Source organism: Defluviitalea phaphyphila, assembly GCF_001466305.1.
GTDB lineage: Bacteria > Bacillota > Clostridia > Lachnospirales > Defluviitaleaceae > Defluviitalea_A > Defluviitalea_A phaphyphila.
The window spans coordinates 100816-116424 of sequence record NZ_JWID01000005.1 but is presented as its reverse complement, the minus strand read 5'-3'; the positions used below and the strand labels follow the sequence as shown (position 1 = coordinate 116424).

At 27.1% G+C, this 15609-nt stretch carries 14 protein-coding genes; 6 read left to right on the top strand and 8 right to left on the bottom strand.

The annotated features are described in order from the left end of the window. Positions 1 to 11: 11 nt before the first annotated feature. From OM90_RS05585 to OM90_RS05575, 3 genes are read left to right on the top strand one after another with little or no spacing between them, the layout of a single operon-like run. Positions 12 to 329 carry a lipoyl domain-containing protein gene (locus tag OM90_RS05585; protein WP_058485915.1) on the top strand — a complete coding sequence of 106 codons (318 nt, stop codon included), beginning with the start codon at positions 12 to 14 and terminating at the stop codon, positions 327 to 329. Further along, the gene (locus tag OM90_RS05580; RefSeq protein WP_207643863.1) at positions 307 to 1155 is read left to right on the top strand and encodes a dihydrolipoyl dehydrogenase family protein; all 849 of its coding nucleotides are present in this window, start codon (positions 307 to 309) and stop codon (positions 1153 to 1155) included. The genes OM90_RS05585 and OM90_RS05580 overlap by 23 nt, the downstream gene beginning before the upstream one ends. Beyond that, positions 1148 to 2134, top strand: coding sequence for a lipoate--protein ligase (locus OM90_RS05575; RefSeq protein WP_160323641.1), 987 nt, complete (start codon positions 1148 to 1150; stop codon positions 2132 to 2134). Before OM90_RS05580 ends, OM90_RS05575 begins: the two co-directional genes overlap by 8 nt. Positions 2135 to 2156: 22 nt before the next feature. Here the strand turns inward: OM90_RS05575 and OM90_RS05570 are convergent, their stop codons facing one another. Next, positions 2157 to 3224 carry an undecaprenyldiphospho-muramoylpentapeptide beta-N-acetylglucosaminyltransferase gene (locus OM90_RS05570; protein WP_058485912.1) on the bottom strand — a complete coding sequence of 356 codons (1068 nt, stop codon included), beginning with the start codon at positions 3222 to 3224 and terminating at the stop codon, positions 2157 to 2159. Between the two features lie 38 nt (positions 3225 to 3262). Next, positions 3263 to 4414: an NAD(P)-dependent malic enzyme gene (locus tag OM90_RS05565; RefSeq protein WP_058485911.1), complete on the bottom strand. Its 1152-nt coding sequence runs from the start codon at positions 4412 to 4414 to the stop codon at positions 3263 to 3265. Positions 4415 to 4606: 192 nt separating this feature from the next. Here OM90_RS05565 and asnB point away from each other — a divergent pair, with 192 nt between their 5' ends. Then, positions 4607 to 6445: an asparagine synthase (glutamine-hydrolyzing) gene (gene asnB, locus OM90_RS05560; protein WP_058485910.1), complete on the top strand. Its 1839-nt coding sequence runs from the start codon at positions 4607 to 4609 to the stop codon at positions 6443 to 6445. A 208-nt stretch (positions 6446 to 6653) separates the two neighbouring features. On the opposite strand, the gene OM90_RS05555 is transcribed toward asnB, so the two are convergent. After that, positions 6654 to 7067, bottom strand: a complete 414-nt coding sequence (locus OM90_RS05555; RefSeq protein WP_058485909.1) for an HIT family protein — start codon at positions 7065 to 7067, stop codon at positions 6654 to 6656. A gap of 162 nt (positions 7068 to 7229) precedes the next feature. Then, positions 7230 to 7727, bottom strand: a complete 498-nt coding sequence (locus tag OM90_RS05550; protein WP_058485908.1) for a hypothetical protein — start codon at positions 7725 to 7727, stop codon at positions 7230 to 7232. A gap of 212 nt (positions 7728 to 7939) precedes the next feature. Here OM90_RS05550 and OM90_RS05545 point away from each other — a divergent pair, with 212 nt between their 5' ends. Beyond that, a complete protein-coding gene (locus OM90_RS05545) occupies positions 7940 to 8695 on the top strand; it encodes a CAP domain-containing protein (RefSeq protein ID WP_058485907.1) in 756 nt (251 codons plus the stop codon). 20 nt (positions 8696 to 8715) lie between these two features. On the opposite strand, the gene OM90_RS05540 is transcribed toward OM90_RS05545, so the two are convergent. The 3 genes from OM90_RS05540 to OM90_RS05530 all read right to left on the bottom strand — a co-directional run bounded on the left by OM90_RS05540 (position 8716) and on the right by OM90_RS05530 (position 12126). Further along, positions 8716 to 9729 carry an SCP2 sterol-binding domain-containing protein gene (locus tag OM90_RS05540; protein ID WP_278335779.1) on the bottom strand — a complete coding sequence of 338 codons (1014 nt, stop codon included), beginning with the start codon at positions 9727 to 9729 and terminating at the stop codon, positions 8716 to 8718. Between the two features lie 71 nt (positions 9730 to 9800). After that, positions 9801 to 11354: a M1 family metallopeptidase gene (locus OM90_RS05535; protein ID WP_058485905.1), complete on the bottom strand. Its 1554-nt coding sequence runs from the start codon at positions 11352 to 11354 to the stop codon at positions 9801 to 9803. A 94-nt stretch (positions 11355 to 11448) separates the two neighbouring features. Then, on the bottom strand, positions 11449 to 12126 hold the full coding sequence (locus tag OM90_RS05530; RefSeq protein WP_058485904.1) for a hypothetical protein: 678 nt from the start codon (positions 12124 to 12126) through the stop codon (positions 11449 to 11451). Positions 12127 to 12447: 321 nt separating this feature from the next. Between OM90_RS05530 and pepF the strand changes: the two genes are divergently transcribed. After that, positions 12448 to 14232, top strand: a complete 1785-nt coding sequence (pepF, locus tag OM90_RS05525; protein WP_058485903.1) for an oligoendopeptidase F — start codon at positions 12448 to 12450, stop codon at positions 14230 to 14232. 26 nt (positions 14233 to 14258) lie between these two features. On the opposite strand, the gene OM90_RS05520 is transcribed toward pepF, so the two are convergent. Further along, positions 14259 to 15512 carry a LysM peptidoglycan-binding domain-containing protein gene (locus OM90_RS05520; RefSeq protein ID WP_058485902.1) on the bottom strand — a complete coding sequence of 418 codons (1254 nt, stop codon included), beginning with the start codon at positions 15510 to 15512 and terminating at the stop codon, positions 14259 to 14261. Between the last annotated feature and the right edge of the window lie 97 nt (positions 15513 to 15609).

The window sequence follows — 15609 nt, the reverse complement described above, 5'->3', positions numbered from 1 at the left end:
AGCTGACCAATATGAAGCTAAAATTAGTTATCGACCAACTGCCCGGGCATGAACAAAAAGGAGTAATTGGTAAGATATATAAATCTAAAGGGGACAAAATTAATGCAGGAGATATATTATTTACTATAGAAGCCGGAAAAGGAAGTATTAAATATAAATCAAAATATAATGGTGTTATTACCTCTTTAGATATCGATGAAGGAGATACTGTTACAAAAAATCAAGTTATAGGCTCTGTAGATGGAGAAGAAGTGTCAAATTGTAATAATATAAAAAACAATGCACCTAAAAAAACAAGTTATTCCTTTGGCATTAGTACTCCTTTTTAATGCCCTAGGATCTGAAGTTAGCGTAGTTGAATACTTACCCAGTATTTTATCTTGCGTTGATAGTGATGTTCAAGAAGTTGTAAGAGAATCTGCATTTGAAAAAGGTATTCATATTTACGATGGTGCTAAAGCCATGGGCATAAGAAAAACTATGAATAATAAAATGGTAACAGAAGTGGAAATCGAAGGAGAAAGATATCTTATAAGCTCAGAAAAAGTACTTATGGCCGTTGGCAGAAGAGCAAATTTAGAAAGTTTAGATTATGAAAAACTAGGAGTACAATTAAATGAAAAGAAAAATGGAATTAAAGTAGATGAATTTATGAAAACTACCAATGAAAATATCTATGCCATTGGAGATATTACTAATAAAATTCAACTAGCTCATGTTGCTTCCCGTCAAGGAATTGTAGCAGCAGAACATATAGCTGGAATAGAAAATCCCATGAAGTATGATTTAGTTCCTAGTGCTATATTTACATTCCCTGAAATAGGTACGGTTGGAATTAGTGAAACTGAAGCAATGAAAAAAGGATTAAATATCAAAGTATCTAAATTCCCTTTTATGGCTTCTGGAAAAGCTATTGCTATGAATGAAACAGAAGGCTTTGTTAAACTAATTGTTGATAAAGATAAAGATATAGTTCTAGGGGGAGCTGTAGTAGGTCCTCATGGTACAGATTTAATAGGCATAATTACTCAAATAATTCATGATAAAGTTAAACTTGAAGATGCACTTAATGTTATATATGCTCATCCTACTCTAGGTGAAAGCATACATGAAGCTCTTTTAATAGCAGATGATAGGGGTATCCATCTTGCTTAACGTAGAAAAAACTGTATATATCTCTCAAACTTTTGACCCTGTATTTAATCTTAGTGCTGAAGAATATCTTATGTCTATTTGTAATAAAAACGAAATTATTATGTATCTTTGGCAAAATGAAAAAACCATAGTTATAGGCAAACATCAAAATCCTTATAAGGAATGTGATGTTTATAAAATAGCCAAGGATAAGGTTAATTTAGTTAGAAGGTCTTCTGGAGGTGGGGCTGTATTCCAAGACTTAGGCAATCTTAATTTTACCTTTATCGCTCATAAAAATAATTATGATGAAGATAAAAACTTTAAGATTGTTATAGCTGCCTTAAAGGAATGGAATATTACAGCTCATAAAACAGGAAGAAATGACTTAACAGTAGATAATAAAAAAATTTCAGGTAATGCATTTATGCATAATGAAAATATAAGCTGTCACCATGGAACTTTATTAATTAATGTAAATCTTTATGACCTTACAAAATATTTAACCCCCTCAAAAATTAAGCTAAAAAGTAAGGGAGTAGAATCTGTGTCTTCAAGGGTGGCTAATCTAAAAGACTTTAATGAAGATATTAATTCTAAATCCCTTAAAAAAAGTTTAATTAAATCCTTTGATAAAAACTATCTTGGAATACTTAAGTACAAAAAAATGCCCTCCTATGATGAACTTAAAAACTACCTAGATAAATATACTAGATGGGAATGGAATTTTGCAGAAAGTCCAAAAGCAAATATATCAAAGGAAGTAAGTTTTGATTGGGGCAACTTTAGAATAGACTTTAATATTCATAATGGAGAAATTAAAGATTGTACTATTAGCACGGATACCTTATTAGATGAACCCTTTTTAGATTTGGAAAAAGCCATAATAGGGAAAAAGTTTAAAGTAAATGAGATTATACCTGTAATACAGCAAAAATTTACTCTTGAAAAAGTTAAAAATGATTTAACCAAATTAATAAAAAATATAGTTGTTAAATAAATTACAAAAAGTAGGGATATCCCTACTTTTTGTAATGTGTGCGAATTAACTCCATAACTTTTTCTATACCATTAGAATTATTACTTTTTTTCATACTTTCTATATATTTTTCTCTATTGCTATAAGTATTTATAATCATATCCAAAAAGGTCTCTTTTTTTAAATTTTCTTCTTCTATCACTTCACTAAAACCCTGCTTTTTAAAGGATTTTGCATTTAGAATCTGATCCCCTCTACTGGCTTTTGCCGATAGGGGAATTAGTATATTGGGCTTTTTTAAACTTAAAATTTCAAATATAGAATTAGCTCCTGCTCTTGAAATTAAAAGAGAAGCTGCTGCAAATAAATGGGGCAATTCTTCATTTACATATTCAAATTGTTTATAACCTTTTATATTTTCTAAGGAAGAATCCTTATTATTTTTACCACAAATATGTATTATATTAAAGGATTTTAATAATTTATCTAAACTACTTCTTACAACTTTATTTATGGTAACTGAACCAAGACTTCCTCCCATTATCATTATAACTGGTTTTTTATTATCAAAATCGCATAATTTAAGCCCCTTTTTATAATCTCCTAAAAAAAGTTCTTCTCTTATGGGAGTTCCTGTTAATATGCCTTTTTCTTTTGGAATGTAAGAAAGAGTTTCTGGAAAATTTACACATATTTTTTTAGCAAAGGGAAAGGCTAATTTATTAGCCAGTCCCGGGGTTAAATCTGATTCATGGATAATAACTGGAACTCTTAAAATCCATCCTGCTACTACCACAGGAACACTAACATATCCACCCTTTGAAAATATTATATTGGGTTTTAGCTTTGATATAATTCTTAAGGCTTCAAAACATCCAGCTATTACTCTAAAGGGATCTGTTAAATTTTTTATATCTTTATATCTTCTAAGTTTTCCTGAAGAAATACCGTAGTAAGGAATATTTATAGACTTTATTAGATTTTTTTCTATCCCTTTTTTACTTCCTATATATCTAATATCCCAACCTTCTTTTTTAAGCTTAGGAATTAGAGCTAAATTTGGAGTTACATGCCCTGCTGTACCTCCTCCAGTTAGGATGATTCTTTTCAAATAGGCCACCACCTTAATACATAATACCCTTTAATATATTATTCGTTAATATTAATAATCGCTTCTGCAACTTTATTAGCTATTCCTTCGTCAAAAGGCTTTGGAAGAATATTTTCTTCGTTTAGCTCGTTTTCAGGAATCATATCTGCAATAGCTTTAGCTGCTGCTAATTTCATTTTTTCAGTTATTTGTTTTTTTCTACCTTCTAATGCACCTTTAAAAATCCCTGGAAAAGCTAATACATTATTTACTTGATTAGGAAAATCAGAACGTCCTGTACCTACTATCCTAACTCCTGCTTCTTTAGCTATATTAGGCATTATTTCTGGTATAGGATTTGCCATGGCAAAAATTATAGCATCCTTATTCATGGAAGCTGCCATTTCCTTTGTCAATATCCCTGGAGCTGAAACTCCTATAAAAAGATCTGCTCCTTTTATAGCTTCTTTTAAATCGCCTTTTATATTTTCTTTGTTAGTAATTTTTACCATTTCCTTTTGTGCCCAGTTCATACCTTTAGCTTCTTTATGAAGTATACCATTTTTATCACAAAGTATAATATCTAAAAACCCATAATTTAATAATAATTTTGTTATAGCTATTCCTGCTGACCCTGCACCGTTTACTACTACTTTCATATTTTCCTTATCTTTTTTTACTATTTTTAAGGCATTTATAATTCCTGCTAAAACAACTATGGCTGTTCCATGCTGATCATCGTGAAATACAGGAATATCTAATTCTTGTTTTAATCTTTCTTCTATCTCAAAACACCTAGGAGCTGCAATATCTTCTAAGTTTATTCCTCCAAAGGCTGGAGCTAAATATTTTACAGTTTTTATTATTTCTTCAGTATCCTTTGTATCAAGACAAATAGGTACGGCGTTAATTCCTGCAAATTCTTTAAATAACACAGCTTTTCCTTCCATAACTGGAAGAGCTGCCTTAGGACCTATATCTCCTAAACCTAAAACTGCTGTCCCATCAGATACCACAGCAACAGTATTCCCTTTTATGGTATAAGTATATACATCTTCTTCATTTTCATGAATTTTTCTACAAGGTTCTGCTACTCCTGGGGTATATGCTATGGATAAATCTTCTTTTGTTTTTACTTTAGCTTTTGAATTTATTTCTAACTTACCCTGCCACGTCTTATGAGCTTTAAGGGCTTCTTCATTTATATTCATGTTTTTCTCTCCTTTATGTACTTTTTTATGATAAATTATAGCATAATGAAATAGATTTAGTCCATTTATATTAATTTAGCCATTTCTTGGTTATAATAATGTAAGATTAATGTTTTATTGATTTATGACATAAGTTATGTTAAAGTTTTTAGTGTTATTTAATGCTCAAAGAGCATGAAAGGAGATAATAATATGTGTGGTTTTTGCGGATTTGTTGGTGAAACTAAAAATAGAAAAAATATTTTAAAAGCTATGATGAATGCTATTATCCATAGAGGTCCTGATAGTGATGGAGAATATATAGATGATAAAATTGCTTTAGGATTTAGAAGGCTTAGTATTATTGACTTAAAAGAAGGTTCTCAGCCTATTTTTAATGAAGATGGTAGTTTAGTATTAGTCTTTAACGGTGAAATCTATAATTATAAATCTATCAGAAAGATTTTAGAAGAAAAAGGGCATATTTTTAAAACTCATACAGATTCTGAAGTTTTAATACATGCTTATGAAGAATTTAAAGAAAAAATGCTAAATTATCTTAGAGGAATGTTTGCCTTTGTAATATGGGATAGTAAAAATGAAATTTTATTTGGAGCTAGGGATTTTTTTGGAATTAAACCTTTTTATTATTATCATGATAATAAAAATTTTATATTTGGTTCTGAAATAAAAGCTATTTTAAAGCATGATTTAGTTAAAAAGGAATTAAACACTAATGCTCTTGAAAATTACCTTACCTTTCAGTATTCTGTCTTAGAAGAAACTTTTTTTAAAAATATTTATAAGCTCCCTCCTGCCCATTTTTTTATTTATAAAAAAGGAGAAATGACTATTAAAAGATATTGGGAACCTGTTTTTGATACAGAAAATAAATCTTTAGAAGAATATGTGGAAGAAATAGATAAAACAATGAAAGAATCTATTATGACCCATAAAATAAGCGATGTTGAAGTAGGTTCTTTTTTATCTAGTGGGATAGATTCTAGTTATGTGGCGGCTTGTTTTAACGGAGATAAAACCTTCACTGTTGGTTTTGATTATGATAAATATAATGAAATAGACTATGCAAAAAAATTATCTCAAAAAGTAGGCATTAAAAATTATCATAAACTCATTTCCACTAAGGAATATTGGGATGTACTGCCTAAGGTTCAATATTTTATGGACGAGCCCCTAGCAGATCCTGCTGCTGTTGCCCTTTATTTTGTAAGTGAATTAGCTAGCCAGCATGTTAAAGTAGTATTATCGGGAGAAGGTGCTGATGAGTTATTCGGCGGATATAATATATATAGAGAACCTCTTGATTTAAGAATTTTAACTATACTCCCAAAATCTATTAGAAAATTATTAGGTAAACTTGCTTCTTTGATTCCTTTTGATATAAAGGGTAAAAATTTCTTTATCCGCGGCAGTAAAACAGTAGAAGAAAGATTTATAGGAAATGCTTTTATGTTTACTGAAAAGGAAAGAAAAGAAATTCTTAAAAATCCTACTAATACTCCTTCTCCATTTAAACTTACTAAACCTTTTTATGATAAAGTTAAACTAAAAGATGATATTACAAAAATGCAGTACTTAGATATCCATCTGTGGCTTTGTGGAGATATTTTACTTAAAGCAGATAAAATGAGTATGGCTCATTCTTTAGAACTTAGAGTTCCTTTTCTTGATAAGGAAGTTTGCAATTTAGCTACTAAAATTCCTACTAAATATAGGGTTAACAAATATAATACTAAATATGCTCTAAGAATGGCTGCTAAAAAGAATATTCCTGAAAATGTGGCAAATAAAAAGAAACTAGGGTTCCCCGTTCCTATTAGAATTTGGCTTAGGGAAGAAAAATATTACAATACAGTTAAAGAAGCCTTTTCTTCTTCCGTATCTAAACAATATTTTAATACAGAAAAACTTCTTGCTCTTTTAGAGGACCATTATAAAGGCAAAAAGGATAATAGTAGAAAAATATGGACTATATATATGTTTATTATTTGGTATAACGAGTATTTTAAAGATGAAAAAAATGTAGGATAATTCCTACATTTTTTATTGTTTTTTTACTAAAAATATTTTTACAAAAGTATTTTTTATATTAAAATTTTTTGTAACTCTTACGCTAAAGAATTAATGTTTATCATTATACTATCTATATCCTATATTGTTATATTCTAGAATGTCATAAGTTTTTTCTTTTTAATATTTATTTAAAAAATCATATAAAAAAAGAAGGGTATATCCCTCCTTATTGTAATGCTTGATTTAAAATTTTTGCTAAATTATTTAATTCTTCTTCTGTTGGATTCATAGGATTCCATTTAATATTAACTTCATCTTTTGAATATCTTGGAATTAAATGAAGATGAAAATGAAACACAGTTTGTCCTGCTATTTCACCATTATTTTGTACTATATTTAATCCTTCTAAATTTAATTCTTTTTTTAATACCTTTGCTAAATGAACTCCTAAAGCAAATAATCTTCCTCCTAACTCTGGTTCCATTTCAAAAATATTTTCCACATGTTCCTTAGGAAGAATTAGAAGATGCCCTTTATTTCCTGGAAACCTGTCTAATATTACCTTAAATTCACTGTTTTCAAAAACTGTTGCTGAAGGAATTTCTCCTTTAGCAATTTTACAAAATAAACAATCCAAAATTATTCCTCCTTTAGTCTTTCGTGAATTATATATTAATATTATAACATGATATCCATAAAATGGATATTGTTTTTTTATTTTTACTATAAATGTAATATCGGAATTATAACACTGCTTATTAAATATTTCAATAAATACTTCTTAAATAAAAGTAATTATTAATTAATGCCTGTCTACTTTATTGAAATAATATATATATTTTAAAATATCATTTTGCTCATCACTAATTATCTCATACATCATTTGTTTCCATTCCATAGGCACAATAAAAAAATAGATTTTCCTATATAATTCTATACACTCAAAACCTTCAAAAATTCTTCTATCTAAGTTAGATTTTAAATTGTCATCACAATCAGGTTCTTTTATATTAATAGATAACTTTTTCCTAGTCATTCCCCTATATATTTCTTCCAACATTTTTTGATGCCTTATTTGATTAAGTGAAATCTTATATATCCTTTTTCTATCTAGCTCATCTTCAAAACTTTCCATTATTTTATTATCATAAATAGCTAATATCCTTTCTCTTTTTGCTGCTTCTTCAATTAATTCTGCACTTTTATAATCTTGCATCATGTAAAAATTTTGTATAGGCATATGTACAAATGGTGGAGGGACTATTTGTTCTTGGTAACTAAATGGTTGATTAAAATACATACATTTTCCCCCTTATTTTATCTTATTAGTTTTCTTATATATATATATATATATATTCTTAACCTTAAATATTTATGACAAATTTTTATTATAAATAATAGAAGTTTTTATTTAATATATAAAATTTTTATTATATTTTCTAGCATAGAATGAGTAAAAAATACAAATAATGAATATAATCGATAAATAATGAAGAAAAAGGATGTGACATCATGAAAAAACGTCTTATTTTTTTCTTTCCTCTTCTTATTTTAGTTATTTGCTGTATTATATCCATTTCTTCTATTTCTGTTAACGCCACAAAATATAGTACCTTTAAATGGAGTTCTATTAAGCAAGTAGAAATTACAGCATATTTTCTTAATGTTAGAACAGGTCCTAATACTTCTTATCCTGTAATCGGACATTTAAAAAGAGGACAAATTGTAGATGTTATAGGCTCATTAAATGAATGGTATGTAGTTCATTTACCTAATGATTCTGTTGGGGTTATATCTAGTAAATATACTAGAGCTTATTCTTATCATAATAAAGCTGAAATTAATGAATATAATATAGAAAATACTGTTCCTACTATAAATAATAATATAGCCAAAGAAGAGATTATGTTAGAATATATTAATAATGAAAGAGAAAAAGAAGACCTTCCACCTTATGTTATGGATGAAGACCTTTTGTATATAGCAAAAATAAAAGCAAAGGATATGGCTGACAATAATTACTTTAGCCATGTTTCCCCAACTTATGGTTCTCCCTTTGAAATGATGAAAAAATTTGGTATTTCTTATAGTATCGCTGGAGAAAATATTGCTGGCAATACTTCTGTTAAAAATGCCCATGATGCTTTTATGAATAGCCCAGGGCATAGAGCAAATATTTTAAGTAAAAATTATAATAAAATTGGCATAGGAATTGTTCCTGATGAAAGATATGGATATATATATGTTCAGATATTTAAAAAAATGTAAACTACCCTTTAATGGGTAGTTTACATTTTTTTAAATAACTGATCTAATTTGTTTAACAGCATAAAATTACCTCTAACTTTTAATTGACCAGTCATAAAAGCTTTTTGAGCAGATAATTCCCCTTTTAAGATAAGACTCCATATTGTTTCGTCCCCTGTAATAGTTATATCTGCCTTATTACTTACTCCATCACAATAAGTACATTTTCCTTGATCAATAATAATATAACTTTCAAAATTTTCTTCTCCTGTTATATGAAATTGAAATATTGCTTTAAAATTAGCTGCCAGATGAGGTTGAAAATAATGGGGTAAATTCTTAGTTAATTGTTTAGCAGTCTTTGTACTTTTAATTTCTTTTTTATTTTTTTCTTCAATTAATTGTTTTTTAAAAAATTCTGCTAATTCTTTTATATCTTCTTCTTGTTTTTTAGAAAAATTTTCAAATACCATTGATTTAACTTCTTCCTTTTCTGAAACCACAGGTGGAGTCCAAGAAGTTATCTTACTTTTTTCTTCTTTATCTATTTCAATTTTAATCTCATCTTTTTTCTCTATATTTAAAATATTATGGCTTGAAGGTAATTTCTTTCTTTTCTGCCTGCATATACGATAAAAATCTTCTATTCTTTTTTCAATAGTCTCTTTTATATCCTCTATTTCCCTATTATCTTTTATAAAAAGAGGAATTCTTCCTCCTTCTATTCCACCTAAAGTCTCCCAAGACTTTAATATATATTCTGCCGTTTCCCTTTCTCCATTAGTACTAGTTAAGGAAATACAAAATCCATATTTATCTTTTAATATATTTTTATAACTTGAATAAGTTAAATAATCCAAAAATACTTTAAATAACCCTGAAGGAGCTCTTAAAATAACATTAACTCCCAAAATAACTGCACTACTTTCTTTTACTTTTTCTAAGATTTTATCCATATCTTTTTGTGATTCTCCACAATAATATGGAATATTATATTTATTTAATAAAATTTCTTCAACTTCTACTTGAAGTTCTTTTAAAGTGCTAGAAACTATCTTTATAATTTGATTTAATTTATCATTATCCTCGTAAATTATAACTGCTTTAATTTTAATCCACCCCTTTATTAAAATTCTGGAATATTTTCACCGTCCATCCATTGATTAAAAAAGGTTTTTAAAGAAGAACCATAAACTTCTTCAGCAGTTTTAATAAATTTTTTAGTGTCTACTATTTTAAAAGCATATTTCTCATAATATATTTTTAAAAACTCATTAAATTTTTCTTTTCCCATTTTATTATTTAAAGCATATAACATTAATTTTCCCCTTGCATAATGTATATTGTAATAAGATTCCCAAGTAGAAAAAATACTTAAATCAGTATTTAAACTTTTTTCTCTCATAGTTTCTAAATTATTTATTAATTCTTCTCTCTCTTTTTCCATTAGACTATTTATTGTTTCAGCATCTGAAATAAATAAATTATAACCAAGATAAGCTACCATTGCTTCATCTAGCCAAGCTTCTTTTATTTGGTTATTCCCTATAATATTATAAAACCATTGATGTCCCACGGCATTAGTAATTTCTCTAGTCATTGACGAATCTTTTAATTTATCAGAATCCATTAAAATTAGAGTAGGATAAGATATGCTGCTTTTAAAAGATAAATCTCCTTCTATAATATCTAATTCCGGATAAGGATATGAACCTAACTTTTCACTATAATATTTTAAAGCTGTATCACTCATATTTAATACTGATTTAAAATTTATTTCATTACTATAATAATATAAATTAATATTTACTCCTTCTTCAAATTCTATAGTTTCCATTTTTATATCTTTACTTATTACTAAAGCAAAATCTCTAACCATTTTTGCATTAATTGTAGTAATATTAAATTCATCTTGCGATTTTACTTCTTCTTCACCTGTTGAAATAACTAAATAATCCTTAGGTGTTGTCACATTTACGGTATAATTAGCAATCTCACTATAAAAAGGGTCTCCTATAGAATAATAAGGATATTTATTCCATCCATTTTCATCATATACTGCTAATGTAGGAAGAAAATTTCCCATCCATATGGAATTGCTATCCCTTCCTACTGTATAAGATATATCTGGGATTTTACCATTAAACGTAATAATAATTTCTATAGATTCATTAATTTCTATAGGTTCTGTTAAAGAAACTTCTAAGATAGTTTCACTTTGTTTAAAAGTTACTTCCTCATTGTTAATTAATATAGATTTAATATTTATAAAACCTTCATCAAAACTTTCTTTATCTTTTTCCAAAAAATAAGGTTTTACTTTACTATTTTTATTAAACGCATTAAGGTATAAATTAAAATATATAACATTTAAAGGGGTTTGAGTATCATTAGTGTATTGTATCTTTTGAATACCTTCAAAAGTTCTTTCATTAGGATTAACTTTTAAATCTACATTATATTCATCATAAACAACAGGAGATTTAGTCATTTTTATATTATTATTTTTATTATTTTGATTTTCTAAAGCATTATCATCTTCAGAATTTTTATCTAATACGACAACTACTGGTTCATCTTCTTTCATTAAAGATTCAACTTTTTTTGTACTACAACCTGCTTGTATAAATATTAAAATAATAAATAAAATAAATGCTATTGATTTATCTATAGCCGACATAAAATCCCCCCAACAGCAGCTCTTAATTATTACTAATTTATTATGATATATTTTTATTAAAATGTAAAGTTAAGCTATAAGCTTCAAAATAATCTTACTTAAGATATTTTTGGGCTTCTTTTAGATAACAAGTTTTTATATCTTCTATTTCCCAATAAGAAAAAAATATTTTTCTAGTCATTTTAAGATGAAGAATATCTCCTTTTCTAAGATAAGAAATTAAATCGTCATTAAGAAGAACTTTTGCATATCTTCCTGCTGGTTTTTTCTTTATAGTTACTGAACAATCAGGAAAAATGTCTATTACCTCAAAATATCCCTGTTCAAAAATCCTATTATTCTTTGATTTCTTTTTTATTTTATTTTCTTTATAACATCTTAAATCAATAACTAAAGGGTCCATACTAAGAATAGGATGTCCAACAAATCTTGAAAATGCCTTTGATAAATTAATAATTCTAATAAAATCTTCTATAAACTTATTAGTAGAATCTATAGGAACTATATCTTTTTTATATTTAATTTTTAAATATGTAAAATACTTTTGTATAGCAGGAAAAAGAAAATATACTTTTTCATCAAACAATCTCTTATTTTTTTTAGGAAGCCAATATAAAAAAAACTCTTCAAAAAATCTCTTATCTAATTCATCTATCTCTAATTCTGGCTCTTTATATTTACAATAATCATAAAAAAGTTTTATACAATTAATATCTTGAGTTTTTATAAAAGAAGATTGCATATAATCTTTTATGGTTTCTAAAACTGTCATATATTCACCACCTAAAGTATTTCTATTTATTTATTTTTTACTTTAGGTAGGAAAATATACACATTATAATTATTATATGCAAAAAAATACACCGGGTAATCCCGGTGCAAAAGATAAGAAACGGGGATTCTTATCAAAACGAGAATTATGTGGATAATTGAATGCTTGCATATAGTACATATAATAGCTATCCACATGGTTATAATATCACTTCTTTTAACTTGCGTCAACCAATTAATGTATTAAATTATAAAAAATATACACTATTTTTCACAATTAGGTTATAATAATTAAACAAATATATAATGAAAGGATGTTATTATGAAAAAGAGATATGAATTAGATAAAAAATTTACTTGGCGATTAGAAGATATTTATATTTCCGATGAAGATTGTAAAAAAGATATGAAAAAATTAGAGGATTCCCTTAAAGATTTATCGCAATTTAAGGGCAAATTATCACAATCCTCAAAGATTCTTTATGATTGTTTAGTTTTAAATGATAAACTTTCCTTAATAACTGAAAAAATTTATGTATATTCTCATATGAAACTCCATGAAGATACTTCAAATAGTATCTCTCAAGGATTAGCTGATAAGGCTAAATCTTTATCTGTTAAATTTTCTTCTGCCTCTTCTTTTATTATTCCTGAAATTTTATCAATTTCTGAAGATATATTAAAAAAATATATAGATGAAAACGATGACCTTAAATTATATTCTCATCTAATTAATAATTTACTTAGAAAAAAAGACCATGTTCTTTCTAAAGAAAATGAACAGCTTTTAGCTGAAACCTTAGAATTAGGTCAATCTCCACAAAACATCTTTTCCATGCTTAATAACGCTGATATTACTTTCCCTGCTATAAAAGATGAAAATGGTAATGAAATAGAAGTAACTAAAGGAAATTTTATTCATCTTATGGAAAATCCTAATAGAAGAATTAGACATGATGCCTTTAAATCCTTATATTCTAGTTATATAAAATACAAAAATACTATTGCTGCAACATATAATGCAAGTATTAAAAAAGACGTATTTTTTGCTAGAACAAGAAAATATTCTTCTTCTTTGGAATATGCTCTTTTTGATGATAATATTCCTGTAGAAGTTTATAACAATTTAATTGATACTGTTCATGAACATCTTCCCTTATTGCATAAATATGTATCTCTTAAAAAAAGATTATTAGGGCTTGATGAAATGCATATGTATGATTTATACACTCCTCTTATAAAGGATATAGACATGAAAATTCCTTATGAAAAAGCTATGGAAATAGTAAAAGAAGGACTTACACCTCTAGGGGAAGATTACATTAAAGTGTTAGATGAAGGCTTTAAAAGTGGTTGGATTGACGTATATGAAAATGAAGGTAAAAGAAGTGGTGCATATTCTTGGGGAGTTTATGGAACCCACCCCTATGTACTTCTAAATTATCAGGATAATATTAATAACTTATTTACTTTAGCTCATGAAATGGGACATGCTATTCATTCTTATTACTCTGATGCAAATCAACCTTATGTATATGCTCAATATCCTATATTTTTAGCTGAAGTAGCTTCTACAGTAAATGAAACCTTACTTATGAGATATTTATTAAATAAAACTAAAGACTCTAAAAAACGAGCATACCTTTTAAATCATTTTCTAGAACAATTTAGAGGAACTCTATTCCGTCAAACTATGTTTGCAGAATTTGAAAAAATAACACATGAAATGGCTGAAAAAGGAGAACCAATAACCGCAAACACTCTTTCAACTGTATATAGAAATCTAAATATTAAATATTACGGTAATGATATAGTTATTGATCCTGAGATTGATTTTGAATGGGCTAGAATTCCTCATTTTTATAATGCTTTTTATGTATATAAATATGCTACAGGATATTCTGCTGCCATTGCTTTATCTTACAAAATTTTCAATAAAGAAGAAGGTGCCCTAGATAATTATATGACATTTTTAAAAAGTGGAGGCTCTGACTATCCAATTAATATATTAGAAAGGGCAGGAGTTGATATGAGAACTAAAGAGCCTATTAAACAAGCTTTAAAAGTATTTGAAGAGCTTATTAATGAAATGGAACAACAAATATAAAGAACAGCTTATTTAAGCTGTTCTTTTTATAAGCGAGGAAGTTTTAAAACTTGCCCTTCATAAATTTTATCAGGACTTTCTAAATTATTAATTTCTACTATTTTTTCAATCATATATAAGCTCTTATAATATGTGTAACAAATTCTGCTTAAGTTATCTCCTTTTTTTACTATATAAGTATCGTATTCTATATTTTTTGAATTATTATTGATTTCTTCTTTTGGTGTTTTCTCTTCTATTGTTTCTTCTATTGTTTCTTCTATTATTTCTTCTTTTGTTTCCTCCTTAGAAGTTTCTTCAATAGAATCTTCTTTTACAGTATTTTCTTCTATAATAATTAATTCTTCTAAACTTTCATTATTATCCTTTTTAGGTAATTCATTTTCTTTAGGAATTTCTTCTGTTTCAGCAAATACTACTTGTACATCTTCTTCATTTAATTGATTAAATAAATTGGTATAATTAGAATCCATATTATTTAATTCTTTTTCTAATCTACTTAGTCTTTCTCTATGATGAATTAACCCTATAGCCATAGTGATACACATTAAAAATAATACTAAACTTAAAAAAGTGCCTAAATGTAATATTTTTTTATTTTGTATCTCCTGTTTTCTTTCCCTTGTCTTTTTTCTAAACTGCATTACCACATCTTCTTTTTGTTCTAATTCTTCATTAGAAACTCCTATCTTATGATTTATCATATAATTTTGCATTGACTCATTTTTATCATAATAAACAAAATATCCTTCAACTGACCTTACTTCTTTTTTATCCCACATAAAAAAAGCTTCTGTATTTTCAATAGGGTCAATAATCATAAGGGTTTGATAGGGCTTTTTAAAAAACTGCTTTTGAATTTTAAGGTCTCGGGTGGTAAGAAATATCCCATATCCTGGTTGAGTGTGCATCCATCCTACTAGTTCTGAATCAGGAAAATACATATCTATTTTTTTATTTATATCGTCTATTTTTTCATCAGTCAAAAAATTATCTTTTTCTGATAAAGTAGAATCAATTTTTATTGCTCCAGAAATAACAGTCATCTTCTTATCTGCTTCTTCTACATAATTCCCTACTAAAGCTGCTGCCTTTTCTTCTCCTCTATTAAATTTAGCATATTGATATAAATATGTATATACATAATCTTCTATATAAATTACTATTCCCGTTGGTTTTTCTCCTACTTGTTTAGAGTTTTTTAGAAAAGAAATATTCTTATCTTCTATATCATCTAATTCTTCATCAGAATCTAGTAGGTCATTTAAAAAATCACTCATATTTCATCCCCCTCTTACATATAATATATGTTTAAACATATATTACCATATATTTTTTACAATTTTTAGTAATCTATGTCGAGGGGGTTAGTTTTTT